Annotated in this window: 25 protein-coding genes and 1 pseudogene; 14 read left to right on the top strand and 12 right to left on the bottom strand. The window is 61.5% G+C overall.

The window, feature by feature from the left end; genetic code table 11:
- Positions 1 to 43: 43 nt before the first annotated feature.
- Genes AC07OV_RS09590 through AC07OV_RS09565 form a run of 6 tightly spaced genes read right to left on the bottom strand, consistent with a single transcriptional unit; the run spans position 44 to position 2977 of the window.
- Positions 44 to 382 (bottom strand): HopJ type III effector protein, encoded by a 339-nt coding sequence (locus AC07OV_RS09590; RefSeq protein WP_312493766.1) that lies wholly within the window; start codon positions 380 to 382, stop codon positions 44 to 46.
- Positions 375 to 671 carry a DUF1244 domain-containing protein gene (locus tag AC07OV_RS09585; RefSeq protein ID WP_176996953.1) on the bottom strand — a complete coding sequence of 99 codons (297 nt, stop codon included), beginning with the start codon at positions 669 to 671 and terminating at the stop codon, positions 375 to 377. Before AC07OV_RS09585 ends, AC07OV_RS09590 begins: the two co-directional genes overlap by 8 nt.
- A 23-nt stretch (positions 672 to 694) precedes the next feature.
- Positions 695 to 1066, bottom strand: a complete 372-nt coding sequence (folX, locus tag AC07OV_RS09580) for a dihydroneopterin triphosphate 2'-epimerase (protein WP_003176029.1) — start codon at positions 1064 to 1066, stop codon at positions 695 to 697.
- Between the two features lie 2 nt (positions 1067 to 1068).
- Positions 1069 to 1629, bottom strand: a complete 561-nt coding sequence (gene folE / locus AC07OV_RS09575; RefSeq protein WP_495092115.1) for a GTP cyclohydrolase I FolE — start codon at positions 1627 to 1629, stop codon at positions 1069 to 1071.
- Between the two features lie 20 nt (positions 1630 to 1649).
- A complete protein-coding gene (gene folM / locus AC07OV_RS09570) occupies positions 1650 to 2360 on the bottom strand; it encodes a dihydromonapterin reductase (RefSeq protein ID WP_495092114.1) in 711 nt (236 codons plus the stop codon).
- Positions 2361 to 2416: 56 nt separating this feature from the next.
- Positions 2417 to 2977, bottom strand: coding sequence for an antibiotic biosynthesis monooxygenase (locus AC07OV_RS09565; RefSeq protein WP_495092113.1), 561 nt, complete (start codon positions 2975 to 2977; stop codon positions 2417 to 2419).
- Positions 2978 to 3189: 212 nt separating this feature from the next.
- On the opposite strand from AC07OV_RS09565, the gene AC07OV_RS09560 reads away from it, so the two are divergent.
- Positions 3190 to 4146, top strand: a complete 957-nt coding sequence (locus AC07OV_RS09560; protein WP_494996589.1) for a MerR family transcriptional regulator — start codon at positions 3190 to 3192, stop codon at positions 4144 to 4146.
- A gap of 2 nt (positions 4147 to 4148) precedes the next feature.
- Here AC07OV_RS09560 and AC07OV_RS09555 read toward each other — a convergent pair whose 3' ends face one another.
- Together AC07OV_RS09555 and AC07OV_RS09550 are read right to left on the bottom strand one after the other, a co-directional pair.
- On the bottom strand, positions 4149 to 4754 hold the full coding sequence (locus tag AC07OV_RS09555; protein ID WP_176996958.1) for a hypothetical protein: 606 nt from the start codon (positions 4752 to 4754) through the stop codon (positions 4149 to 4151).
- Between the two features lie 56 nt (positions 4755 to 4810).
- Positions 4811 to 5278, bottom strand: coding sequence for a PAS domain-containing protein (locus tag AC07OV_RS09550; protein WP_494996591.1), 468 nt, complete (start codon positions 5276 to 5278; stop codon positions 4811 to 4813).
- Between the two features lie 129 nt (positions 5279 to 5407).
- Between AC07OV_RS09550 and AC07OV_RS09545 the strand changes: the two genes are divergently transcribed.
- Complete coding sequence (locus AC07OV_RS09545; protein ID WP_016971066.1) at positions 5408 to 5863, top strand: flavodoxin; 456 nt, start codon at positions 5408 to 5410, stop codon at positions 5861 to 5863.
- Here AC07OV_RS09545 and AC07OV_RS09540 read toward each other — a convergent pair.
- Positions 5844 to 6740: a LysR family transcriptional regulator gene (locus tag AC07OV_RS09540; RefSeq protein WP_495092112.1), complete on the bottom strand. Its 897-nt coding sequence runs from the start codon at positions 6738 to 6740 to the stop codon at positions 5844 to 5846. The genes AC07OV_RS09545 and AC07OV_RS09540 overlap by 20 nt on opposite strands.
- A 98-nt stretch (positions 6741 to 6838) precedes the next feature.
- Here AC07OV_RS09540 and AC07OV_RS09535 point away from each other — a divergent pair, with 98 nt between their 5' ends.
- The 8 genes from AC07OV_RS09535 to AC07OV_RS09500 all read left to right on the top strand — a co-directional run bounded on the left by AC07OV_RS09535 (position 6839) and on the right by AC07OV_RS09500 (position 17223).
- Positions 6839 to 7225 (top strand): CidA/LrgA family protein, encoded by a 387-nt coding sequence (locus AC07OV_RS09535; RefSeq protein ID WP_176996962.1) that lies wholly within the window; start codon positions 6839 to 6841, stop codon positions 7223 to 7225.
- Entirely contained in the window at positions 7215 to 7901 is a 687-nt protein-coding gene (locus AC07OV_RS09530; protein ID WP_495092111.1) for an LrgB family protein, read from the top strand. Before AC07OV_RS09535 ends, AC07OV_RS09530 begins: the two co-directional genes overlap by 11 nt.
- Before the next feature lie 142 nt (positions 7902 to 8043).
- Positions 8044 to 8826 carry a class II aldolase/adducin family protein gene (locus AC07OV_RS09525; protein ID WP_495092110.1) on the top strand — a complete coding sequence of 261 codons (783 nt, stop codon included), beginning with the start codon at positions 8044 to 8046 and terminating at the stop codon, positions 8824 to 8826.
- The gene (locus tag AC07OV_RS09520) at positions 8826 to 9731 is read left to right on the top strand and encodes an alpha/beta fold hydrolase (protein ID WP_495092109.1); all 906 of its coding nucleotides are present in this window, start codon (positions 8826 to 8828) and stop codon (positions 9729 to 9731) included. The genes AC07OV_RS09525 and AC07OV_RS09520 overlap by 1 nt, the downstream gene beginning before the upstream one ends.
- 206 nt (positions 9732 to 9937) lie before the next feature.
- Positions 9938 to 10849, top strand: coding sequence for an SDR family oxidoreductase (locus AC07OV_RS09515; RefSeq protein ID WP_176996966.1), 912 nt, complete (start codon positions 9938 to 9940; stop codon positions 10847 to 10849).
- 483 nt (positions 10850 to 11332) lie between these two features.
- Positions 11333 to 13123 (top strand): DUF1302 domain-containing protein, encoded by a 1791-nt coding sequence (locus AC07OV_RS09510; protein ID WP_494996596.1) that lies wholly within the window; start codon positions 11333 to 11335, stop codon positions 13121 to 13123.
- A gap of 26 nt (positions 13124 to 13149) precedes the next feature.
- Entirely contained in the window at positions 13150 to 14508 is a 1359-nt protein-coding gene (locus AC07OV_RS09505; protein ID WP_176996968.1) for a DUF1329 domain-containing protein, read from the top strand.
- 210 nt (positions 14509 to 14718) lie between these two features.
- A complete protein-coding gene (locus tag AC07OV_RS09500) occupies positions 14719 to 17223 on the top strand; it encodes a LuxR C-terminal-related transcriptional regulator (RefSeq protein WP_494996597.1) in 2505 nt (834 codons plus the stop codon).
- 3 nt (positions 17224 to 17226) lie between these two features.
- Here AC07OV_RS09500 and AC07OV_RS09495 read toward each other — a convergent pair whose 3' ends face one another.
- A complete protein-coding gene (locus tag AC07OV_RS09495; protein WP_176996970.1) occupies positions 17227 to 18099 on the bottom strand; it encodes a helix-turn-helix domain-containing protein in 873 nt (290 codons plus the stop codon).
- A gap of 138 nt (positions 18100 to 18237) precedes the next feature.
- Between AC07OV_RS09495 and AC07OV_RS09490 the strand changes: the two genes are divergently transcribed.
- Positions 18238 to 19140, top strand: coding sequence for a DMT family transporter (locus AC07OV_RS09490; RefSeq protein WP_495092108.1), 903 nt, complete (start codon positions 18238 to 18240; stop codon positions 19138 to 19140).
- Between the two features lie 141 nt (positions 19141 to 19281).
- On the opposite strand, the gene norR is transcribed toward AC07OV_RS09490, so the two are convergent.
- Positions 19282 to 20829, bottom strand: coding sequence for a nitric oxide reductase transcriptional regulator NorR (gene norR / locus AC07OV_RS09485; RefSeq protein WP_494996599.1), 1548 nt, complete (start codon positions 20827 to 20829; stop codon positions 19282 to 19284).
- Between the two features lie 147 nt (positions 20830 to 20976).
- Here norR and hmpA point away from each other — a divergent pair, with 147 nt between their 5' ends.
- Entirely contained in the window at positions 20977 to 22158 is a 1182-nt protein-coding gene (gene hmpA, locus AC07OV_RS09480) for an NO-inducible flavohemoprotein (RefSeq protein WP_495092107.1), read from the top strand.
- A 223-nt stretch (positions 22159 to 22381) separates the two neighbouring features.
- A complete protein-coding gene (locus AC07OV_RS09475) occupies positions 22382 to 22888 on the top strand; it encodes a disulfide bond formation protein B (RefSeq protein ID WP_494996601.1) in 507 nt (168 codons plus the stop codon).
- 474 nt (positions 22889 to 23362) lie between these two features.
- On the opposite strand, the pseudogene AC07OV_RS09470 reads toward AC07OV_RS09475, so the two are convergent.
- A pseudogene (locus AC07OV_RS09470) lies at positions 23363 to 23653 on the bottom strand (hypothetical protein).
- 27 nt (positions 23654 to 23680) lie between these two features.
- Here AC07OV_RS09470 and cyoA point away from each other — a divergent pair.
- Positions 23681 to 24622: a ubiquinol oxidase subunit II gene (cyoA, locus tag AC07OV_RS09465; RefSeq protein ID WP_176996975.1), complete on the top strand. Its 942-nt coding sequence runs from the start codon at positions 23681 to 23683 to the stop codon at positions 24620 to 24622.
- The last annotated feature ends 2 nt before the right edge of the window (positions 24623 to 24624 follow it).

Here is a 24624-nt window from a genome sequence, read left to right as displayed (position 1 = left end):
CGGGCAAGCCCGGCTCCCACATTGACAGTGTTCCGTTGTTGAATCAGCGGCGGGTCAGGGGCTGTGCGGTGAACTTCACACCGGCCAGGCCGTGCGCGATCAGCGCACGAATATTGCCGTGATCGCTTCCCTCCGGCGTGGCCACCACCGAACGGTAATGCTCACCAAACGCCAGCAGCGCTTCCTGATCGCTCAAACCTTCCAGCAGTGCCAAACCCAAGGTCTTGCACGAACCCTCGTTCTGGCCGGCGGCATTTTCAACATCGCCGTTGGTGAAGGCTTGCGGCTGGTAGTCGTAACCCGCGGCTACAAAAGCCAGGGTGTCGGCAAATACATGTTCGCCGCTGTTGAGGCTGGCACGCAGGGCATTCAAATCAGTCATGGGTTTTTCCTTTGGCAAACGCCGCCTGTTGGTCAGCGCTGGCTTCTTTCTGGTAGTGGGCTTTCCACTCGGCATACGGCATGCCGTACACCACTTCGCGGGCGTCATCGAGGCTCAGCTCGATGTGGCGTTCGTCGGCCTCGGCCTTGTACCACTTGGACAAGCAGTTGCGGCAGAAACCGGAGAGGTTCATCAGGTCGATGTTCTGCACATCCTTGCGGCTGTCCAGGTGGGCCACCAGCCGGCGGAAGGCGGCGGCTTCGAGTTCGAGGCGTTGTTGATCGTTCATAGGGCTCACGCAAATCTCAGGGGTTAGCGGCTGGCCGCCAGGGTAATCGACACCGATTCGGCAAAGCGTAGCGCATGGGGCTTGTCCACTTCGACTTCGGCATACAGCACAGACTCGTTGCTCATCACCAGGTCCAGCAGCTCCTGGGTCAGGCGCTCCAGCAGGGCAAAGCGGTTGCCTTCGACGTGGGCAATGATGGCTTTGGTGATGGTGCGGTAGTTCAGCGCGTGGTCGATATCGTTGTCGCGCACGGCTTCCTGCGCGGCATACAGGATGGTCAGGTTGATCAGCACGTCCTGCTTGTTGAGGATCTCATCCTCGTTGATGCCGATGTACGTACGCAGGCACAGGTCCTTGACCCGGATGCGCGCCATGCCTGGTTGAAGTTGTGGCATTGCTACTTGCTCCGTCCAATCAGTTGCAGGAACTCCATGCGCGTGGTGTTCGACTCGCGGAACGCGCCGAGCATCACCGAGGTGTTCATGGTTGAATTCTGTTTTTCCACGCCGCGCATCATCATGCACATGTGCTGCGCCTCAATCACCACCGCCACACCGGCCGCCTGGGTGACGCTCTGGATGGCGTCGGCGATTTGCCGCGTGAGGTTTTCCTGGATCTGCAGGCGCCGTGCATACATGTCGACAATGCGCGCCAGCTTCGACAGGCCCAGCACCTTGCCCGTCGGAATGTAGGCCACGTGGGCCTTGCCGATAAAGGGCAGCAGGTGATGCTCACACAGTGAGTACAGCTCGATGTCCTTGAGGATCACCATCTCGTCGTTATCGGAGGTGAACAGTGCGCTGTTGACGATGGTTTCCAGGTTCTGCTCGTAGCCATGACACAGATACTGCATGGCCTTGGCGGCGCGCTTGGGCGTGTCGAGCAACCCTTCGCGCTCCGGGTCTTCGCCCAGGCTCTTGAGGATCTCGCGGTAGTGTTGGGGCAGGGACAAGGTCATACAACATCCTCACAAACGGCTTACTTGATATGCCGCCCGCCGTTGACGGTCAGGGTGGTACCAGTGACATAAGGGTTATCCAGCAGGTAACGCACGCTCTGGTAGATCACTTCGGGCCCGGGCTCGATGCCCAGAGCCGACTTGGCCAGCACCTTGGCGCGGTAGGCCGCGTCGTCGCCCTCGTTGAACATCACCATCGCCGGGGCGATGCCGTTGACCTTGATCAGCGGCGCGAACTGCGCGGCGAACGACAACGTGAGGCTGTCGAGCCCGGCCTTGGTGGCGCAGTAGGCGATGTGCTGGCGGCTGCCCTTGCGCACCACGTCATCGCTGATGTGCACGATGTCTGCCGGTGTCGAGCGTTGCAGCAAGGGTGAACAATGCAGGTTGATCAGGTAGGGCGCAAGCATGTGCACGCTGAACATGTCGCTAAACGCTTGGCTCTCGTCGCCTGGGGCTTCTGCAACCCACGCCGAGGCGTTGTGGATGATCGCGCGCAGGCTGTCGGTGTGAGTCTTCAGCTCAGCGATAAAGGCCAGGATCCCGGCCTCGCTGGAGAAATCGGCAAACACGCCCACGGCGCCACGCTCGCGCAGGGCGTGTACGCCAGGGCGTTCGCTGCGGTAGCTGAAAATCACCGAGTGGCCGTCATCCAGCAGGCGCTCGGCACAATGCAGGCCGACACGCTGGCCGGCACCGGTGATCAGGATCGGGGCGTCTGTTGCAATCATGGGGGACTCGATTCGCTGGCAGGCTCAAATCATACCAGCGACCGCGCCCCCTGTACTCACGCGGCGGCTTCAGTAGCCTTGCGAGGTGCGGGTGCGGGATGCAGCCAGCTGGCCAGCAGGTGAGTCGACAGCGGAATGAACAGGTAAACCATCAATGGCGTGAGTGACAGGGTGCTGACCAATACGCGGGGAGCCAGGTCCAACTCGCCGAGCAACGGGCCCAGTACAAAGTTGAAAATCAGCGACACCGGGAAAAACGCCAGCCAGATCGCCACCGCCTGCTTCCAGCGCGGTGGTCGTGAACCTGCCGCGCCAAACCAGCCATCAATGCCGCTCACGCGATGCTCTGACGGGTCGGCAAACAGCTCACTGCCACGACCCAGCCAGGCGCTGCGGGAGGCGGAAAACTCCCAGGCATGCAGGGTCTTTTCGTCGGCAAAGCGGAAAATGATCTGGAATTCGTCGTCGTGGGGCGGCGGGGCAAGCACGCCTGAGCCCAGGTAACCAGGGAAGTCGGTGGCCAGTTGTTCGCCTTCGCGCAGCCAGCTCATCAATTCTTCATAGCGCCCTTTGGCCACGCGGCGCGCAACCATCAGGGTGACGGGTGAGGTAGACATTGTGTATCTCCAAGTAATCAGGTGCGCTGGGCCGGGTAGGCGGCGCACAAACGTAGCGGCCGGGTGGGGCTGCTACGTAAAAACAGGCAAGGATTATTCCTGTTTTGCCCAAATACGCCAGAGACTTCGGACAGATCGCCGCAGACCTTGAATCGACGACGGCAATCGGCGTTAAATAGGATCCACATTTGCACGGCTGTTTCCGACTCCAGATGCCCGAAATCATTGCCCCACAGCGTGAAACCACACAAGACAGCCAGGCTGACGACGTGGTGTTGTTTCCGATTCGCGAAGTCGCAAGGCTGACCGGCGTCAACCCGGTCACATTGCGTGCGTGGGAGCGACGGTACGGGCTGATCCAGCCCGTGCGCACCGAAAGTGGGCATCGGCTGTACTCAAGCAGCGATATCGACACCGTGCACCGCATTCTCGACTGGATCGAGCGCGGCGTAGCGGTGAGCAAGGTGAGCAAGATCCTGGCGCGGGATGAGTTGCGCAGCGCGCCAACCAGCACATCGCGCATCGATACCGAGATGGAGTGGAGCCAATGGCAAGTGCAATTGCGCCAGGCCATCAGTGCATTCGATGACCGCCAGCTTGACCGCCTATACGGCCAGATTTTCTCGGCCTACTCCATGGCCGTGGTGTTCCAGGACATCCTGATGCCGCTGTGGCAGCAATTGCTGCGTCACCATGGTGACTTCGGCCAGGCCAGCGAGTGGCTGTTCTTCGACAACTTCCTGCGCTCACGTACCGCGCAACGCCTGCAAATGGCGACGGCAACGCCTGCGCCCAGGGTGCTGTTATCCGCCATCGCCGGGGAGTGCCGCGAGCTGGAGTTGTTGGTTGCAGGCTTGTTGATGTCGACGGAAAACCTCGCGGTCAAAGTCCTGGGGGTTGGTCAGCCCTTCGATGAGCTGACGCTGGTCTGCGAAAAGACCCGGCCCCAGGCGCTGGTGATGTTTTCCAATCGTTTTCCTGGCAGTGAGTTGCCGTTGCGCCTCAAGCGCCTCGCCATGACGCTGGATTGCCCGCTGCTGCTGGCCGGTGATGCATCAGACTTGGCAGAGGCGAGCCTGATGGGCTCGTCGATTGGCTGCCTGGGCAACGACGCACGGCTGATGCAGCGTCGCTTGCAGCAGTTTCTCAGCGGTCAGCTGGATACCTGATCTCAGGCGTGCACCTGTGGATGCACCAAACGGTGCTGATGCAGGATGAACTGGCGTAGGCGCTCGGTCTCATCCGCATCGCCCTGGCTCAGGCGATAGGCGAACAAACCCCGGGCGGTTTCCCGCTCCAGCGTGCCGCGCAGTGCGATGCGTTCGTAGCCGGAAGGGCTGAACCACAGCGAAAAGGTTTTCGGTGGTTTGATCCGGCCACGAATTTCCACCAACACACCCTTGAATGACACCTCGTGCACCCACAGCGCGCCCGGGTTGCCCTTGACGTTCTCCAGTGCCACCGGGGTTTCCAGTGCCAGCCGCCACGGGCGGATCATCGGCCCATCTTCAAAAATGCTCGGCACGCCCAGGCGCAAATGCACCGCGTGAAACTCATCCTCCACCAGATGCAGGGGGAAGGTGAGTTGCTGGTTGTCGAATTGTGCCTGGATGGTGAGGTGGTCGTGAGCGGCCAGCCGGGTGAGCAAGTCACGGATCTGCGCGCCGCCGTTGACGGTCAGGCTCGACGATGCGTCCCGCAGGTTGAGCTGCGGGTTGTGCTGCATGTTCTGGATGAAGTCCAGTTCGTCCTGGGTCAGTAGAGCGTCGCGATGCATGAGGGTGCTCACGGTGAGACATTAAAAAGCCATTATCGCTCTAAAGGCCGCGTTTTCTACAATTTGTTGGTTCCGCTCGTCGCCTGAAGGGCCGCCAACTGGTCTTTCAATTCGGCCACTTGTGCCTCCAACTGCGCAACGCGCTGCTGCGCCTTGACCTGCGTGGTCACGTCTTTTTGCACGCCCACAAAGTAGGTCTGCCTGTCGGCCTCGTTATACACCGTCGAAATCGACAGCTCGTTCCAGAAGGGGGTGCCGTCCTTGCGATAGTTGCGCAGGGTTTCCCGGCAGGAATCGCCGCTGTCGAGGGCCTGGCGAATGGCGATCAAGGCGGGCTGGTCACGGTCGCCCGACTGCAGGAAGCGGCAATCCTGATAAAGGATGTCGTCCACACCATAGCCGGTTATCCGCTCGAACGCCGGGTTGACGTAGATCAGCGGTTTGTCCTTGCCTTCGCGCTCTGCGATGACGATGCCATCGTTGGAAGCGTTGATGACCATTTGCATCAGTTGGGCGTTGATCATTGAGCGGTCCATGGCTGGAGTTTGAAAAGTGGAGTTTATGGCATGCCTTGAATGTTGCACGACGCACGCCGAAACATTTGCGGTAGCTGCTAATATCCCACGCTTTCGCTCAACTACAGGATCAGATTGATGAAAGTCGCCATCCTTTCCGGCTCGGTGTACGGTACCGCAGAAGAAGTCGCCCGCCACGCCGCCGGCATCCTCAACGCCGCCGGTTTCGAAGCCTGGCACAACCCGCGCGCCACCTTGGCCGACGTGCAGGCCTTCGCTCCCGAGGCGTTCCTGGCGGTGACGTCCACCACCGGCATGGGTGAGCTGCCCGACAACCTGCAGCCGCTGTACTCGACTATTCGTGACCAACTGCCTGCCGCCTGGCGCGGCCTGCCTGGCGCCGTGATCGGCTTGGGCGACGCGAGCTACGGCGATACCTTCTGCGGCGGCGGCGAGCAAATGCGCGAGCTGTTCGGCGAGTTGGGCGTGCGCGAAGTGCTGCCAATGCTGCGCCTGGACGCCAGCGAAAGCGTGACCCCCGAAGCCGATGCCGAGCCGTGGCTGGCGGAGTTGGTCACTGCACTGCGCGGCTGACCGGAAACTCGCGCAGCAACGCCAACCAGGCCTGGGCGGCTTTCGACAGATAGGCGCCCTCACGCCAGATAAAGGCGATGTCCCAGCGCAGATAGTCCGGCGCCTTGAGCGTCAGGCGCACCACCCCCGGTCGCACTAGCCCACGGGCGACCACACTGGGCAGCAGCACCACCCCCTGGCCGGCTGCCACCAGTGCCACGAGGAAATCCGCCTGCCCGCTGCGGCCGATCTCCTTCGGGGTGAAGCCCAACTGCTGACAGGCTTGCATCAACCGATCGTTCAACACAAAGCTGCGCTGGTACATCAGGAATGGCGTGTCGGCCAATTCTTCCAGGCGCACCTGGGCGTTTTCCGCCAGCGGGTGGTCCATCGGCAGCAGGGCATCCAGCGGTTCATCGCAGAAGGCTTGCCAGGCAAAGGCCGGGTCGCTCGGCATCAGGCTGCCACCCACGTCCAGTTCGCCACTCAAGATCGCCTGCTCGATGGTGCGGCTGCCGCCTTCCAGCAATTGGATAGTGACGTTTGGGTAGCGCCTGCGGTATTCGGCAAACAACCCGGCAAACAGCGTATCGCCCGCCAGTAGCGGCAGGCCCAGGCGCAGCTCGCCGCGGGTCAGTTGCTGCATGTCATCCAGTTCGCTGAGCAATTCGGACTGCAGGCGCAACATGGCCTCGGCGCGCTGCAACACCACCTCGCCTGCGGCGGTCAGGCGGATCTGCGAACCCGTGCGCTCCAGCAACGGCATGCCCAGGTTTTGCTCCAGTTGCGCAACCTGTTTGCTCACGGCCGATTGGCTGATGTGCAGGGTTTTACCGGCCTGGGTAAAACCCCCTCGGTGGATCACTTCGACAAAGCTGCGCAGCTGTTTGAATTCCATGGGCCAAATTCCAGTTTGGAATAGTTGGCAGTCTAACAATTCGCTGTGGGGATGGGCATGGCCTCTTTAAAATGGCCTTCTGCGAGGAACCCAAGCCCATGAAACGTTTCACCCTCAAACATCTCGGCCGCCTGCTGACTGAGCTGGTCGTGCTATTGGCCATCTACCTGCTGGGCTGCGAACTGGCCGTGTGGCTGAACTGGCCAATCCCGGGCGGCGTGGTGGGCCTGGGCCTGTTGCTGGCGACCTTTGCCAGTGGGCTGGTCAAGCCGGCCGCCCTGCAACTGGGCGCCGGGGTGTTGATGGCGGAGATGCTGCTGTTCTTCATTCCGGCCTTGATGAGCCTGCTCGATTACGGCGGCCTGTTGCGCAACGATGGCTGGCGCATCCTGTTGGTGATCGGCTTCAGCACGTTGGCGGTGATGCTGGTGACCGCGTTCACCGTCGAGCTGGTGTGCCGCTGGAGAATGCGCCGTGAAGCTTGAGCTGATGCCAGTGTTCTGGCTCGCCCTGACCCTGGGTGCCTATATTTTCAGCCGCTGGATCTATCGCCGCACCGGGCGCTATCTGCTGTCGCCATTGATCCTGGTACCCGTGCTGTTACTGGCGGTGGCCGTGCCGATGAAAACCGCCTACGCCGAATACGCCGCCGACACCCATTGGCTGATGCTCGTGCTGGGCCCGGTTACCGTGGCGTTCGCCGTGCCGATCTGGCAACAGCGCCGCTTGCTGGCACTTCACTGGTCGGCGTTGCTGTTGGGCATGGTCGCAGGCAGCGCGGCGTCCATCGCCACCTCGTTCGGCCTGGCCAAGGCGTTGGCGCTGGACAGCTCGGTGACGATGTCCTTGGTGCCGCGTTCCATCACCACACCGTTTGCCATGCCCGTATCTTCCGACCTCGGCGGCGTGCCGGAACTCACCGCCGTGTTCGTGATGTTTACCGGTGTGTTCGGCGCCATGCTCGGCGGTGTGCTGCTCAAGTGGTTGCCACTGCGCACACCGCTGGCGCGGGGCGCTCTGTTTGGCGTGGGCGCCCATGGCGCGGGTGTCAGCCGGGCGCGGGAAGTGGGCGGCGAAGAGGGCTCGGTGGCGGGCCTGGTGATGGTGTTGACGGGGTTGCTTAACCTGTTTGCCGTGCCTTTATTGGCGGCGCTTCTCTGACGCCATTTGGACTATTCTTCTGACTGACTCGTACGGTCATCAAGCTGGCTGCCAAGGCAACTACGGCGGCTGGGGTGTCTGACTAGACTGGCCCATCACTAAAAAAACAATAAATAAGAAGTGCGCCAAGGAGGTCATTGCCGTGAGCCTAGCCCCCGCTCTAACGCCACAGAATGTCAAAGCCCAAGTCAGCGCTGCCGAATGGCAAGCCCGTGTCGACTTGGCGGCCTGTTATCGCCTGGTGGCGCTGCATGGCTGGGACGACCTGATCTTCACCCACATATCGGCCAAGGTGCCGGGTACCGATGATTTCCTGATCAACCCCTATGGGCTGATGTTCAATGAGATCACTGCGTCGAGCCTAGTCAAGGTCGACCAGGCCGGCAACAAGTTGATGGACAGCCCCTACGAGATCAACCCGGCGGGCTACACCATCCACAGCGCCATCCATGAAGTGCGCCACGATGTGACGTGCGTACTGCATACCCACACCGCAGCAGGTGTGGCGGTGGCTGCGCAGAAGCAGGGCGTGTTGCCGATCAGCCAGCAATCAATCTTCGTGCTGTCGAGCCTGGCTTACCACGCCTATGAAGGCGTGGCACTGAACCACGAAGAGAAAGCCCGCTTGCAGGCCGACCTCGGCGAAAACAGCTTCCTGATGCTGCACAACCACGGCCTGCTAACCTGCGGGAGCACCATCGCCGACACCTTCCTGATGATGTTCACCTTCCAGCGCGCCTGCGAAATCCAGGTGCTGGCGCAAAACGGCGGGGCGGAACTGATTGCCATCGGGCCGCAGATTCTGGCCGGGGCCAAGGCGATGGTGGCCGCTGTCACAAAGAGCGCGCAAGGTATGGGAGGCGCGCTGGCCTGGCCGGCGCTGCTGCGTAAGCTGGACAGCCAAGACCCGGGGTATAAAAGCTGATGCCACTCGCCGAGATCCCGCTCAGAGCCTGGCGCAAACGCAGCCAGGCCTTCGACTTCCGTGGCCGCACGATCCGTTACTGGGTGGCCGGGCAAGGCGAACCGCTGCTGTTGATTCATGGCTTCCCCACCGCCAGCTGGGACTGGCATTACCTGTGGCAACCCCTGGCCCAGCGCAACCTGGTGATCGCGTGCGACATGCTGGGGTTCGGCGAGTCCGCCAAGCCGCTGGATCACGACTATTGCCTGTTGGAACAGGCCGACTTGCAACAGGCCTTGCTCGATCACCTGCGGGTGGAACAGCCGGTGCACGTGTTGGCCCATGATTATGGCGATAGCGTCGCCCAGGAATTGTTGGCGCGGCACTACGAAGGCCGGTTTCAGATGGCCAGTTGTGTGTTCCTCAACGGTGGCTTGTTTCCGGAAACCCATCGCCCGGCCCTGGTGCAGAAACTGCTGCTCAGCCCTCTGGGCTGGATGATCGGCCGTACCTTCGGGCGCAACGCGCTGTCGAACAGCTTCAGCCAGATTTTCGGGCCTCACACCCGGCCCAGCGAAAGTGCTCTGGATGACTTCTGGAGCCTGATCAATTGCAACGACGGCACGCGCATCCTGCACAAACTGATCGCCTACATTCCCCAGCGCCGTCGCCAGCGTGAGCGGTGGGTGGCGGCGATGCAGCGCGGTGACGTGCCGTTGCGGGTGATCGACGGCGAGGTCGACCCGATCTCCGGCGCGCACATGGTGGAGCGTTATCACCAGTTGGTGCCGCACGCTGACACGGTGCTACTGGCAGGCATCGGCCATTACCCGCAGATCGAGGCGCCAGTGCAGGTGCTCAAGCATTACCTGGCGTTTCGCGAGCGCATCGCCGGGCCTGTGCGGGAGCTGGCGTGCCTGCGATAGCATCACCTGGGTACAACTGAAAAACCGAGGTGCCTGCATCGCGGTCAAGCCCGGCTCCCACATAAGCCAGCGTCCAGATACGTGAACCTTCGCACAATCATCCCGCTGCCTTATCGAGCACCATTCAGCCCTGGCTGACTTTATTGTGACCGCAGGCCCTGTGCCTGACACTCAACCTATTCCCATTGTCGCCAGCGGAGTTCGGTATGAGTGAGTCAGTGCAGTTCCAGGATAAGGTCGTGATCGTCACCGGTGCCGGCGGCGGGTTGGGCCGGGCCCATGCGCTGCTGTTCGCCAGGCATGGGGCCAAAGTGCTGGTCAACGACCTGGGCGGCTCTACCCAGGGCGAAGGCGCCAATGCCTCCGCTGCCGACCGCGTGGTCGCCGAAATCCGCGAAGCGGGCGGCATTGCCGAAGCCAACCATGATTCCGTCACCGATGGCGACAAGATCGTCCAGAACGCGCTGGACGCCTTCGGCCGCATCGACGTGGTGGTCAACAACGCCGGCATCCTGCGCGACAAGACCTTCCACAAAATGGACGACAGCGACTGGGACCTGGTTTACCGGGTGCATGTCGAAGGCGCCTACAAAGTCACCCGCGCCGCCTGGCCGCACCTGCGTGAACAAGCTTACGGTCGGGTGATCTTCACTGCGTCCACCTCCGGCATCTACGGCAACTTCGGCCAGTCCAACTACGGCATGGCCAAGCTCGGCTTGTATGGCCTGACCCGCACCCTGGCGCTGGAAGGGCGCAAGAACAACATCCTGGTCAACGCCATTGCTCCCACCGGCGGCACGCGCATGACCGAAGGCCTGATCCCGCCGCAAGTGTTCGAGCGGCTCAAGCCTGAACTGGTCAGCCCGTTGGTGGTGTACCTGGGTAGCGAGGCGTGCCAGGAAACGTCGGGGTTATTTGAAGTGGGCGGTGGCTGGATCGGCAAGACCCGTTGGGAGCGCAGCCTGGGCGTGGGCTTCGACCCGGAAGCCGGGTTCTCGCCGGATGATGTGGCTGCGCATTGGGCACAGATCTGCGACTTCGAAGGCGCCGCTCATCCCAAGGACAACATCGAAGCATTGAAGGAGATGATGGCCAACTTACAGAAGTTCAGCCTCTGATCGTTGCTTGAACGCTGTTGAATCCCACGGGGCGCGAATAGCGCCCCGTTTTATTTTGGGCATAAAAAAGGCCGCTGCAAAGGCAGCGGCCGAAGTAAGACGTTGGATCAAGGAGCAACAAATCAACGTCAGTGAACACCGATAACAGATTGAAAACAGGCATCAATCCATTTGAATCCAGCTTTTCTTCCGGCTGGGGAAGCGGGCGGTTCGCCCTGAAAGCCCGCTAAGAATAGTCGGTTGTAACAGAATGAGTAATAGCGGATCGGGACAAGGACTGTTACTGAATCGGCAACAGTTGCTTTGCGTGCTATCCATCCCCCTGATAACCCACCATCCACCTGGTCCATGCCCCCGCCAAAACCCCGGCCAGCGCGCCGGTTAATCCTTTCGAGCGACAGCACGAATACCCCTTTGGTGCGCTTATCGCTCCTGATGCGCGGCAGTAGGGTGGGGCCTTCTGTCACTCACCGGGGAAGACGCATGACAAAAACAACAATGCGCGCCATCTTCACGCCGCAAGCGCTGGCGGCTGCGGTTGCACTGGGTTGCTGTGCCCAGGCGCAGGCTGTTTCGTTCAACATTGGCGAGATCGAAGGGCAATTCGACTCCTCGCTGTCGGTCGGCGCGAGCTGGGGCATGCGCGATGCCGACAAGAAGCTGGTGGGCACCGTCAACGGTGGTACTGGCCAGGCGTCTACCGGCGATGACGGACGCCTGAACTTCAAGAAAGGCGAGACCTTTTCCAAGATTTTCAAGGGCATTCACGACCTGGAACTCAAGTACGGTGACAGCGGCGTGTTTGTGCGCGGCAAGTACTGGTACGACTTCGAGTTGCAGGACGAAGATCGTGAGTTCAAGCAGATCAGCAACCACCATCGTGACGAGGGCGCGCGTTCTTCGGGCTATGAATTGCTCGACGCCTTCGTTTATCACAATTACTCCATCGGCGATCAACCGGGCAACGTGCGGCTGGGCAAGCAAGTGGTCAGCTGGGGCGAGAGCACCTTTATCGGTAATTCCATCAATAGCATCAACCCCATCGACGTTTCGGCGTTCCGTCGCCCAGGCGCAGAGATCAAGGAAGGGCTGATCCCGGTGAACATGCTGTTCGCCTCCCAGAGCCTGACCAACCAGCTGACAGTGGAAGGTTTCTACCAGTTGAACTGGGAAAACACCGTGCTGGATAACTGCGGCACATTCTTTGGTGGGGATGTGGCGGCCCATGGCTGTAATGACAACTACACGGTCGGTAACCCGGCGATTGCGCCGTTGCAGCCCGTTGCCGCCGCGTTTGGGCAGGGCTTTCAAGTGACGCGCGAAGGGGTGATCGTGCAGCGTGCACAGGATCGCGACGCCCGTGACAGTGGCCAATTCGGTACGGCGTTGCGTTGGTTGGGGGATGATACGGAATACGGCCTGTATTTCATGAACTACCACAGCCGCACCCCGACCGTGGGCACCATCACCAACAACACGAGCCTGGCCAGGCTCGGTGCGATCGCCGGTGCAGCCAATGGTCTCGCGCCCGGCTCTGGCGCAGGTCTGGTCCAGAGCCTGATGCTCGGGCGTGGCCAGTATTACCTCGACTACCCGGAAGATATCCGCCTGTTCGGCGCCAGCTTCTCCACCACCTTGCCCACCGGCACGGCGTGGACCGGCGAGATCAGCTACCGCCCCAACGCTCCGGTGCAACTCAACACCACCGACCTGACCCTGGCCCTGATCAACCCGGTCGCCGGGCAACTGGCTTCGCCGATCCGCAGCAACTTCGGTGACGACAACAAAGGTTACCGCCGCAAGGAAATCACCCAGATTCAAAGCACCATGACCCAGTTCTTCGACCAGGTGCTGGGCGCTGAACGTCTGACACTGGTAGGCGAAGCGGCTTACGTGCACGTCGGCGGGCTGGAAGACAAATCCAAACTGCGTTATGGCCGCGACTCGGTATACGGCGCCTACGGTTTCCAGGGTGACACCGACGGTTTCGTCACGGCCAACTCCTGGGGTTACCGCGCCCGGGCGATCCTCGATTACAACAACGCCATTGCCGGGGTGAACCTCAAGCCTAACCTGTCCTGGTCCCATGATGTGGCCGGCTATGGCCCCAACGGCCTGTTCAACAAAGGCGCCAAGGCCATCAGCGTTGGGGTGGATGCGGATTACCGCAGCACCTATACCGCAAGCCTGAGCTACACCGACTTTTTTGGCGGTGACTACAACACCCTGACCGACCGTGACTTTATCGCCCTCAGCTTCGGCGCGAACTTCTGATCTGGCTTAAAGAAGGATAAGACTCTATGCGTAAGATATTTGCGGTGATGGCCCTCAGCCTGTTGGCCGCCAACGTGATGGCGGCGGTGTCGCCTGAAGAAGCCGCCAAGCTCGGCACCACCTTGACGCCCATGGGCTCGGAAAAAGCCGGCAACGCCGATGGCTCGATCCCGGCCTGGACCGGCGGCATCCCGAAAAACGCCGGTGCGGTCGACAGCAAGGGCTTTCTCGCCGACCCGTTCGCCAGCGAAAAACCGCTGTTCGTGATCACCGCAGCCACCGTCGACAAGTACAAGGACAAACTCTCCGACGGCCAGGTAGCGATGTTCAAGCGTTACCCTGAGACATACAAGATCCCTGTCTACCCCAGCCATCGCACGGTCAACCTGCCGGCGGACATCTACGAGTCGATCAAGCGCAGCGCCTTGAACGTGCACGCGATCAACGACGGTAACGGCCTGGAGAACTTCACCGGCAACCGCTACTACGCGTTCCCGATTCCGAAGAACGGCGTGGAGGTGCTGTGGAACCACATCACCCGCTACCACGGTGGCAACCTGCGCCGCATCATCACCCAGGCCACCCCGCAGACCAACGGCAGCTACACCCCGATCCGCTTCGAAGAGGAGGTGGCGGTACCGCAATTGATCCCGGACATGGACCCGGCCAAGGGCGCCAACGTGCTGACCTTCTTCAAGCAGTCGGTGACCGCGCCGGCGCGCCTGGCCGGTAACGTGCTGCTGGTGCACGAGACCCTCGACCAAGTGAAGGAACCGCGCCTGGCCTGGATCTACAACGCCGGCCAGCGCCGCGTGCGTCGCGCGCCGCAAGTGGCGTATGACGGGCCGGGCACGGCGTCCGACGGCCTGCGCACCTCGGACAACTTCGACATGTTCTCCGGCGCGCCGGACCGCTACGACTGGAAGTTGGTGGGCAAGAAGGAGATGTACATTCCCTACAACAGCTACAAGCTCGACCAGCCAACCCTCAAATACGACGACATCATCAAGGCAGGCCACATCAACCAGGATCTCACCCGCTATGAGCTGCACCGCGTGTGGGAAGTGGTCGGTACGGTCAAGCCTAGCGAGCGGCACATCTACGCCAAGCGCCACATGTACATCGACGAAGACAGCTGGCAGGTGGCGCTGGTCGATCACTACGACGGCCGTGGCCAACTGTGGCGGGTGGCCGAAGGTCATGCGCAGTTCTACTACGACCACCAGGTGCCGGCCTACACCGTAGAAACCCTGTATGACCTCATCGCCGGGCGCTACATCGCCCTGGGCATGAAAAACGAAGAGAAGAGCAGCTTCGTGTTCGGCTTCGCAGCGAAAGCGGCGGACTACACCCCGGCAGCCCTGAGGTCCGAGGGCATTCGCTGATCGCAATGTGAAATGTTGTTCAACTGTGGGAGCTGGCTTGCCTGCGATGACGATAGTGAATTCACTGCCGTCATCGCAGGCAAGCCAGCTCCCACAGTCGGTTTTATGCATGGCTTGAAATCAGTTCGCTGAATACTTCTTCAACAACCGCCGACCACAGGACTAGGGTAGGCGCCAGGTTGCATAACAATAAAAAAGCAGGATGCAGCAATGACCGCCATGACACGCTGCCTGGACCGTCCTGGATTCATGCCACGGCTGTCCTCCCACCATTTATTGCGCCCGCGCCTGGCCGAACCGTTGCTGGCGGCGCAGGTGCGTGTGAAGTTGCTGTGTGCGCCCGGTGGCAGCGGCAAAAGTGCGTTGCTCGCCGAATGCGCCTTGCAGGCGCCCACGGGGTGCCAGGTGCATTGGTTGCCACTCAATGGCGCGGCCTTGAGCCCCCTCGATCTGTGCCAGCGGCTGGCGCAAAACCTGGGCCTGGCCTTCACCGATGAAGCCACGTTGCTGTTGGACCTGGCCCGTTGGCAAACCCCGGCATGGCTATTCCTCGATGATTTCTGCCGTCTGCCCACGCCAGACACCGACGCCTTGCTCGACCGCCTGCTCACCGCCACCAGCCCCGCGCTGACGTGGTGGCTGGGTGCGCGCCGACGGCCGTTGTGCAACTGGCCACGCTTGCTGCTCGACGATGAGTTGCTGGAGTGCGGCGCTGAATTGGCATTCAACCCGGCAGAGGTCCAGTCACTGCTGCGGCATGCGCCAGGGCAGTCGGTTGAGCGTGTCATGCAGTTCAGCGGCGGCTGGTGCGCGGGCGTGCGCATCGCCTTGCTGGGCGATGGCCACCCTGAAAAGACCTTGCTCGACTACCTGCAACACGAACTGTTTGGCACCTTGCCGGCCGAGCTGGCGGAGGCCTGGCGCGTGCTCGCCCATCTGCCGCGCTTCAATGCGGGGCTGTGTGAGCACTTGTTCGGCTTTGGTGACGGTGACCACTACCTGCGCGATTTACAGGCGCTTGGCGCGTTCATCCAGCCGTGGGAGGACACTGACTGGCTTCAGGTCTTCCCGCCGCTTGCCCGATTGCTGAGTGACGAACCCTGGCCGGCCAAACGCTCCTGGCACCGGCGGGCCTGTCAGTGGTTCACCACCGAGCAGGACTGGCAGGCCGCCTTCGAACAAGCCTTGCTTGCTGAAGAGTACGAAGTGGCCGTGAGCCTGTTGCAGCACTTCAGTTTCGAAGACCTGTTCCGCCAGCAGAACGCCGCGTTGCTGCTGCGCCTGCACGAGCAGCATGGCGATGAATTGATGCTCGGTTCTGCGCAACTGGTGGGGCTGGTCACGGCCGCGTTGCTGTTCGCCGGGCGCTTTGAACAGGCCGCGCAATGTATCGATCAACTGGCGCGTTTTACGCCGCAACCGACGGCGGCCCAGCAACGTTATTTGCTGGCGCGTTGGCAGGCGCAGTGGGGCTGGTTGTTGCACCTGGGCGGCGATGCCGAGCGTTCCCGCGAGCATTTCCTGGAGGCGCTGCAAGCCTTGCCCGACAGTGCGTGGACTTCGCGCCTGATGTGCCTGTCGGGGCTGACCCAGCAAGCGTTGCTGCGCGGCGAGCTGGATACGGCCCAAGCCTTGAGCCGCGAAGCGTTGTGCCTGGCCCGTGCCCACGGTTCGCTGTTGCTGGAGGCTCTGCTCGAACTGGATCACGCGCAATTGCTGGAACAACGCGGTGCGCCGTACCGGGCGCAAAGCCTGCTTGAACAGGTGCAGGCGAGGTTGCTTGCGCAGCGGCTTAAGGCTGGCCCGCTGGTGGGGCGTATCGCGTTGCGGCGCGGGCACCTGGCGTTGCGCCAAGGCCAGGATGAAGTGGCGGCCGAGTGTTTCGACGCGGGCTTGAAGATGTGCCTGCACAGTCAGGATAAGCGCGTGCTGTACGGGTTTCTCGGGTTGGCGTTACTGGCGGCGAACCGTGGCGATTACGCCCAGGCGTTTATCCAGTTGCGGGAGGCCGAGCGCTTGATGCAACAGCGTCATGTACCCGACACGGTGTATCGCGCCGTGTTGCTGTTGGTCAGCGGGCATTTCTGGCTGCAGCAAGGCCGCGCCGAATTGACGATGGAAGCGGTTCGCCGGGTGTTGCGCCACTTCCGTGGACCAAACGCCCGCCAGGCGCCGCCCGCCACGCTGGAATTGATCCCGCGCCTGGAATACCTGCTGGTATTGGCCGAGGTCAAACTGGGCTGCGCCGAGCAACCGATCCCACGGCTCACTGCCTTGCTCGATGCCACCCGCGAGCGCGGCATGCTGTGCCTGGAGACCGAGCTGCTGTTGGTGTTGGGCGAAGTGGCATGGCAACTGGGTGACCCGGCCCAGGCCCGTACAGCCTTGCGCGCGGGCTTGGAATTGGCGGGGCGTTGCCAGGTGCAGCAAGCCATTCGTGAGTTGCGCCTGCGTTCGCCCGGGCTGCTGAGCGAGTTGGGCCTGGAGCCACAGGCGTCGCCCGCCGGTGCGGTGGACAACCCGCTGAGCCAGCGCGAGCTGGAGGTGTTGCAGTTGATTGCCCTGGGCAATTCCAACCTGGAAATCGCCGACCGCTTATTTATCTCCCTGCACACCGTGAAGACCCACGCGCGGCGTATCCACAGCAAGCTGGGCGTGGAGCGGCGCACGCAAGCGGTGGCCAAGGCCAAGACGTTGGGCTTGATGGGCGGTTGAAGGTTAAGCGAACGCCTGGCGGTATTCCCCGGGCGTCGCGCCCATGGCCTGGCGGAAACGGTGGGTGAAGTGGCTGGCGCTGGAGAAACCGCACAACCAGGCGATCTCGCCCAGCGGCAGGGTGCCGCCGCGCAGCAAGGCCTGTGCGCGGGCCAGGCGACGCGCCAGCAGGTATTGATGGGGCGGCAGGCCGAAGCTTTGGCGGAACATCCGCGCAAAATGGTATTCCGATAGCGCGCACAGGCCCGCCAATTGGCCGAGGCTGATCGGCTCTTCCAGGTGATGCTCGACGTAGTCCACCAACAGCCGCCGCTGGTGTGCGGCCAGCCCGCCTTTCAAACGCAGCCCTTCACGTGCGCCCACCTGGCTGAGCAAGGTGTGGCTGAGCATTTCGTGGGCCAGGCTGCTGGTCAGCAAGCGCTCGGCGGGCTCCTGCCAATTGAGCGCGATCAGTTGGTGAAAACGCTGGGCCTGGCGGGCGTCTTCAAGAAAAGTGCTTTCGCGCAATTGCAGCTCACGGGGTTCGCGGTCGAGCAGGGTGACGCAGCCGAGGGCAAATTGCTCCGGGCTGAAATACACGTGGGCCAGGCGGATCTCGCCGTTGATCACCCAGGCCGAGCGGTGTTCGGCCGGCAGGATGCACAGCTTGTCGGGGCCGCCCTTGGTGCCCGGCTGATCGCGACGAAAGGTACCGGTGCCGCCACCGATGTAGCACGACAGGGTGTGGTGCCCAGGCGCCTGGTAATCCTGGGAATCGTGATGGTTGCTCCACAAGGCTGCAGACAAGCCGTCACCCAGCTCGGCGCAGGCCTCGAGGCGGGCGTGGGGCGAGCGGTTGAGGGCTTGAAAGACTTGCAGGGATTGCAGATCAGGCATGGTGTGTATTCTCCGACGCCTTGCATCCTACTCTGCGCAGCGGCTGCTGTGATCCTGCCAGCCGACAAAAGCGCAAGAATGTGCAAGAGATCGGGGCTGGCTGCGAGGGACACTGTGGCTCAATCACCGGAGCCCACCATGAACCTTTTCCTGTATGTACTCACCGTGTTGATCTGGGGCACCACCTGGATCGCCCTCAAATGGCAATTGGGCGTCGTGGCGATTCCCGTGTCGATCGTCTACCGCTTTGGCCTGGCGGCCCTGGTGCTGTTTGTGCTGCTGTTGCTCAGCCGCAAGTTGCAGGTGATGAACCGGCGCGGGCATTTGATTTGCCTGGCCCAGGGCTTGTGCCTGTTCTGCGTGAACTTCATGTGCTTTCTCACCGCCAGCCAGTGGATCCCCAGCGGCCTGGTGGCCGTGGTGTTTTCCACCGCCACGCTGTGGAACGCGCTGAATGCCCGGGTGTTCTTTGGCCAACGCGTCGCGCGCAACGTATTGATGGGGGGCGCGCTGGGCTTGTCGGGGCTGGGCTTCTTGTTCTGGCCGGAACTGGTCGGGCATACCGCCAGCCCGCAGACCTTGCTGGGGTTGGGCCTGGCGTTGCTCGGCACGATGTGTTTCTCGGCGGGCAACATGCTCTCGAGCCTGCAACAGAAAGCCGGGCTCAAGCCGCTGACCACCAACGCCTGGGGCATGGCCTACGGTTCGGTGATGCTGGCGACCTACTGCGCGGTGCGCGGCATCCCGTTCGACATGGATTGGAGTGCGCGTTACATCGGCGCCCTGTGGTACCTGGTGATCCCGGGTTCGGTGATCGGCTTTACCGCCTACCTCACCCTGGTCGGGCGCATGGGGCCGGAGCGTGCGGCGTATTGCACAGTGTTGTTCCCGGTGGTGGCGCTGAACGTCTCGGCGTTTGCCGAGGGCTACCAGTGGACCGCTCCGGCCCTGGCGGGGTTGGTGCTGGTGATGCTGGGCAATGTGTTGGTGTTTCGTAAACCCAAGCCTGTGAGCCCGGCCTTCGAAGCTAAGCTGGTTTAAACCTGTGGGAGCTGGCTTGCCTGCGATAGCGTCACCTGGGTGCAACTGAGAGACCGAGGTGCTTGCATCGCAGGCAAGCCAGCTCCCACACAAGCCAGCTCCTACACAAGCCAGCCGCCACATATGATCCGCGTTGTGGGGTTATTTGAGGCCCAGGCGCTTGGCCATGCGGCCGAGGTTGGCGCGGTCCAGCCCCAGTTCGCGGGCGGCGCTGGCCCAGTTGTGCTGATGGCGCTCCAGGCAGGTGCTGATCACTTGGCGCTGGTACTGCTCGGTGGCCTGGCGCAGGTCGCCGCTGACCACGGGCGCTGTTTCGGCCGCGGCTTCTATTGCAGGCGGCGCGCTGACGTCGGGCAGGTCGAGGTCCTGGGCGCTCAGGCTGAGAATCTTCGGACGCTCGCGGCAATTGCCCAGGGCCTTGAGTGCGCTGCGGCCAATCAAATGTTCCAGCTCCCGCACGTTACCCGGCCAGTTGTAGGCCAGCAGCGCCGCCTGGGCATCGCTGGTCAGGCGCAGGCTGCCCAGGCCCATACGCGAGCGGTTTTGTTCGAGGAAGTAACCCGCCAGCAACAACACATCACGGCCACGCTCGCGCAGCGCCGGCACTTGCAGCGGGTACACGCTCAGGCGGTGGTAAAAGTCGGCGCGGTAGCGGCCGTTGCGCACTTCTTCGGCGAGGTCGCGGTTGGTGGCAGCGATCAGGCGCACATCCACCTGGTGCTCCTTGTCCGATCCCAGGCGCTGCAATTGGCCGCTTTGCAGCACGCGCAACAGCTTGGCCTGCACGGTCAGGGACAATTCGCCCACTTCGTCCAGGAACAGCGTGCCGCCATTGGCCAGCTCGAATTTGCCACGGCGCTCGTTCAGCGCGCCGGTAAAAGCACCGCGCACATGGCCGAACAGTTCGCTCTCGACCAGGGTTTCCGGCAGAGCGGCGCAGTTAAGGCTGATCAAGGGTTTGTCGGCGCGCGCGGACGCGGCGTGGATCGCCTGCGCCACCAATTCTTTGCCCACACCGGTTTCGCCGGTGATCAGCACCGTCAGGTCGCTGCCGCCCACCAGTTTGATTTCTTCGACCAGGCGCTTGTGGGCCTTGCTCTGGCCGATCATTTCCTTGTGCTGCTGGCCGCTGGCCTGGCGGTAGATCTCGGCGCGCTGGTGTTCATCTTCGGCACGCAGGGCCAGGCGCTCGATGCGCTCGGCAACATTCACCGTGGCCGCCGCCAGACTGGCGAAGGCCTGCAGGGCGTCCAACTCGACCCGTTCGAAACGTTCGGTGTCGAGGGCATCCAACGTCAGCAGGCCCCACGGCCGGTCGTCGACAAACAGCGGGCAGCCCATGCAATCGTGGACTTCCAGGTGGCCGTGCATGCCGTCCACCAGACCGTCGTAGGGGTCGGGCAGTTGGCTGTCACTGTCAAAGCGGGTCGGACCGGGGCTGCTCAGCAGCACCTCGAAGCGCGGGTGCTCACTGACCTTGAAGCGTCGGCCCAGGGTGTCGGCGCTCAAGCCATCCACCGCCAGCGGTACCAGCCACTCGCCGTCCAGGCGCAGCAACGCGGCGGCATCGCAGGGCAGCAGGGCGCGCATGGCCTGCAGCAGGCGGCGGTAGCGCTCGCTCTCGGGCAGATCGCGGGACAGGTCGGCGACCAGGGGGAGCAGGGTGGTGAGCAGGGAGTGTGCAGTCATAATGACTCCTTGTAGTCCTTATGACTATAAGGTGTAGGAAGTCAAAATGACTATTTTTTATTCAAGTCATTGAAATATAAGGATTAATAAGTTGGCACGAATACTGAGTAAGTAAAGGCAATCAGTCAAAAGACCCAGGAGTCTGCCATGCTTAGTGCCCAAGACCGTGCCATCGTCAAATCCACTGTGCCCCTGCTGGAAAGCGGCGGCGAAGCGCTGATCACCCATTTCTACCGCATGATGCTCTCCGAGTACCCGGAGGTTCGCCCGCTGTTCAACCAGGCCCACCAAGCCAGTGGCGACCAGCCGCGTGCCTTGGCCAACGGCGTGCTGATGTACGCACGGCACATCGACCAACTGGACCAGTTGGGCGACCTCGTCGCCAAGATCATCAACAAGCACGTGGCCCTGCAGATTCTGCCGGAGCACTACCCGATCGTGGGCGCCTGCCTGCTGCGTGCAATTTCCGAAGTGCTGGGCAGCGAGATCGCCACGCCTGAGGTGATGAGTGCCTGGGGCGCCGCCTATGGCCAGCTGGCCGACATCCTGATCGGCGCCGAAGCGGCCATCTATGACGAGAAAGCCCAGGCCCCGGGTGGCTGGCGCGGTGCGCGGCCGTTCATTCTGGTCAAGCGTGTGGAGGAGAGCGATGAAATCATCTCCTTCTATTTTGCCCCGGTGGACAACGGCCCGATCCTGGCGGCTGCGCCTGGCCAATACATCGGCATGAAGCTGGTGCTCGATGGCGAAGAAGTGCGCCGCAACTATTCCCTCTCGGCCCTGAGCGATGCGGGCCTGTACCGCATCAGCGTCAAACGTGAAGCCGGTGGGCGGGTGTCCAACTACCTGCATGACCAGATGCACGTCGGCGCGACTATCGACCTGTTCCCGCCTTCGGGCGAGTTCACCCTGGCGGCCAGCGACAAGCCGTTGGTGCTGATCAGCGGCGGCGTGGGCATCACGCCGACATTGCCGATGCTGGAAGCCGCCCTGGCCACCGAGCGCCCGGTGCACTTTATCCACTGCGCGCGTAACGGCGGGGTGCATGCGTTCCGTGACTGGGTGGACGGCCTGGCCGCCAAGCACCCGCAACTCAAGCGCTTCTACTGCTATGCCGAGGACGATGGCGTGAGCCCTGCGGCAGACAAGGTGGGCATGCTGACCCAGGAGCAACTGGCCGCGTGGTTGCCGGAGCAGCGTGATGTGGACGCGTACTTCCTGGGACCTAAAGGTTTCATGGGCGCGGTCAAGCGTCACCTTAAGGCGTTGGGTGTGCCGGAGAAACAAAGCCGCTATGAATTCTTCGGCCCGGCGTCGGCACTGGAATAACACCATCAGAACTGTAGGAGCTGGCTTGCCAGCGATGGCATCCGCTGGGTACGCCTGATGTACCGAGTCGTCTGCATCGCCGGCAAGCCGGCTCCTACAGGGATGGCGTCCGCACAGCCACAACATTTTCCCCGATTAATCCCCCGTTAACCCCCTTCTGTTTAAACCACTCTCTGTGTGTAAACTTGCGGCCATTGGCACAACCAAACAAAGGGAACCCGAGATGAGTGACGAATTGCGTTTAGGCAGGGAGCGGCGCTTTCTGGTGTTGCTGGGCATCATCTGCCTGGCGCTGATCGGCGGTGCGTTGTACATGCAGGTGGTGTTGGGCGAGGCGCCTTGCCCGCTGTGTATCCTGCAGCGCTATGCGTTGCTGCTGATCGCCGTGTTCGCGTTTATCGGCGCGGCCATGCGCACCAAGGGCGCGGTCACGCTGTTCGAAGGGCTGGTGATCCTCAGCGCCCTGGGCGGTGTCGCGGCGGCCGGTCACCATGTGTACACCCAGTTCTTCCCTGAGGTCAGCTGCGGCGTGGATGTGCTGCAGCCGATTGTCGATGAGCTGCCCCTGGCCAAGGTGTTCCCTTTGGGGTTCCAGGTGGATGGCTTCTGCAGCACGCCGTACCCACCGATCCTCGGCCTGTCCCTGGCCCAATGGGCGCTGGTGGCTTTCGTGCTGACGGTGATCCTGGTGCCGCTGGGCATCTACCGTAATCGCCAACGCAACACCTGAGTCGTTTTTGCAAAACGCCCCGGTTCTCCAGATGGGAGACCGGGGCGTTTTGCTGTGTAGGAATTTTGTGAAACTGCCGTGACGAGGAGCAATTTCAGGTGCGCGCAGCGTGCGACATGTTGTCACACGGAACCTGTCGCAGGACGTTTCTGACCCCGCGCGTAACCCATTAAATTTGCCTCGGGCGCGTGATTTGTGCTGTCAGTTCGTCGTTTGAACGATCCCGCGAAACACCTGTCGTCCGAGCCGTTCGGTGATGTCCGAATGCCTTGTTTTATGGGGGGTTGGATCCGTTTTGCATGCCCTTACAGCGTGTAAGGGATGTGACGGTCGACCTAATAACACGGCAATTTTTGTGGTTTTTGTTGAGAATCGAACGCGATAAGATCGCGAACCGTTGCAATAATGGTGAAGGATTATTGCTGTAATCGATAAAAATTATTTCTTTATAAGACATGGTTTATACATCGCTAGCTAACTACAATCGCCCGCACTGAATGTCCGGTGCTGTTCAATATTTGAGCATTGGAGCGGTCGAGGGGCAGATGGATGGCTCTGTGCGACCCCAGGTTCCGGCAGCCTTTCAACTATCCGCACCAAATGGAATTGGTCTGTAACAAGGCCTTTAACCACGAAATCGAATAAGAACTCACCGCAGGTCCGTGAAACGCTCCGTTATGGCGTAGCGGGCAGGCTCTTATTCAATCGAAGAGAAATGCCAACCCTTGGCAGGGTGAAGTGTTGGCGATCAAAACCCAACTGCATTGCGCAAGCTGCTTTAGAGGTCGTGAGATGAGTAAAAACAGGTACCCCCGATTACTAGGCTTTTTGCCGCTGCTTGGCATGATGTTAATGCTCGGAGGCTGCAAGTGGACCTTGATGGACCCAAAAGGACAGATCGGTCTGGATCAACGCAACCTGATCATCACCGCTACTCTGCTGATGCTGCTGGTCGTGGTCCCTGTGATCATCATGACCTTCGCCTTCGCCTGGAAATACCGCGCGTCGAACACCAGCGCCACCTACGCGCCCAAGTGGTCGCACTCCACCAAGATTGAAATCGCGGTGTGGCTGGTACCGGTCCTCATCATCATCGCCCTGGGTTACATCACCTATAAGTCGACCCACGAGCTGGACCCGTACCGTCCGCTGGAATCCGACGTCAAGCCGATCAACATCGAAGTGGTCGCGCTGGACTGGAAGTGGCTGTTCATCTACCCGGACCTGGGTATCGCCACGGTCAACGAGATCAAGTTCCCAGAGAACACCCCGCTTAACTTCCGGATCACCTCCGACGCCGTGATGAACTCGTTCTTCATCCCAGCCCTGGGCGGTCAGATCTACGCGATGGCAGGCATGCAGACTCGCCTGCACCTGATCGCCAACGAAAAAGCTGAAATGGAAGGCATCTCCGCTAACTACAGCGGCGCTGGCTTCACCGGCATGAAATTCAAAGCGATCTCGACGAGCCAGGACGATTTCAACGCCTGGGTAGCCGAAGTCAAGGCCGCACCTAAACAGCTTGATCAAGCTGAATACGATGCCCTAACCAAACCAAGCCAGAACAACCCAGTCGCCCTGTACTCCACGTACGAGCCGAACCTGTTTCAGAAAATCGTCGACAAGTACGAAGGTATGAAGCCAGGCAAGCCGGTCAAGCACGAGAAGAAAGAAGTGGCCGCGGTTGAAGGTTCTGAAACGGGCGCGCATTCAACTGCTGGGGCAGAGGAGTAAAC

This window comes from Pseudomonas sp. GW821-FHT09A09 (genome assembly GCF_059418405.1).
Note: the sequence above shows the minus strand (reverse complement) of the source record. Positions and strands in the feature narration are given on the sequence as shown.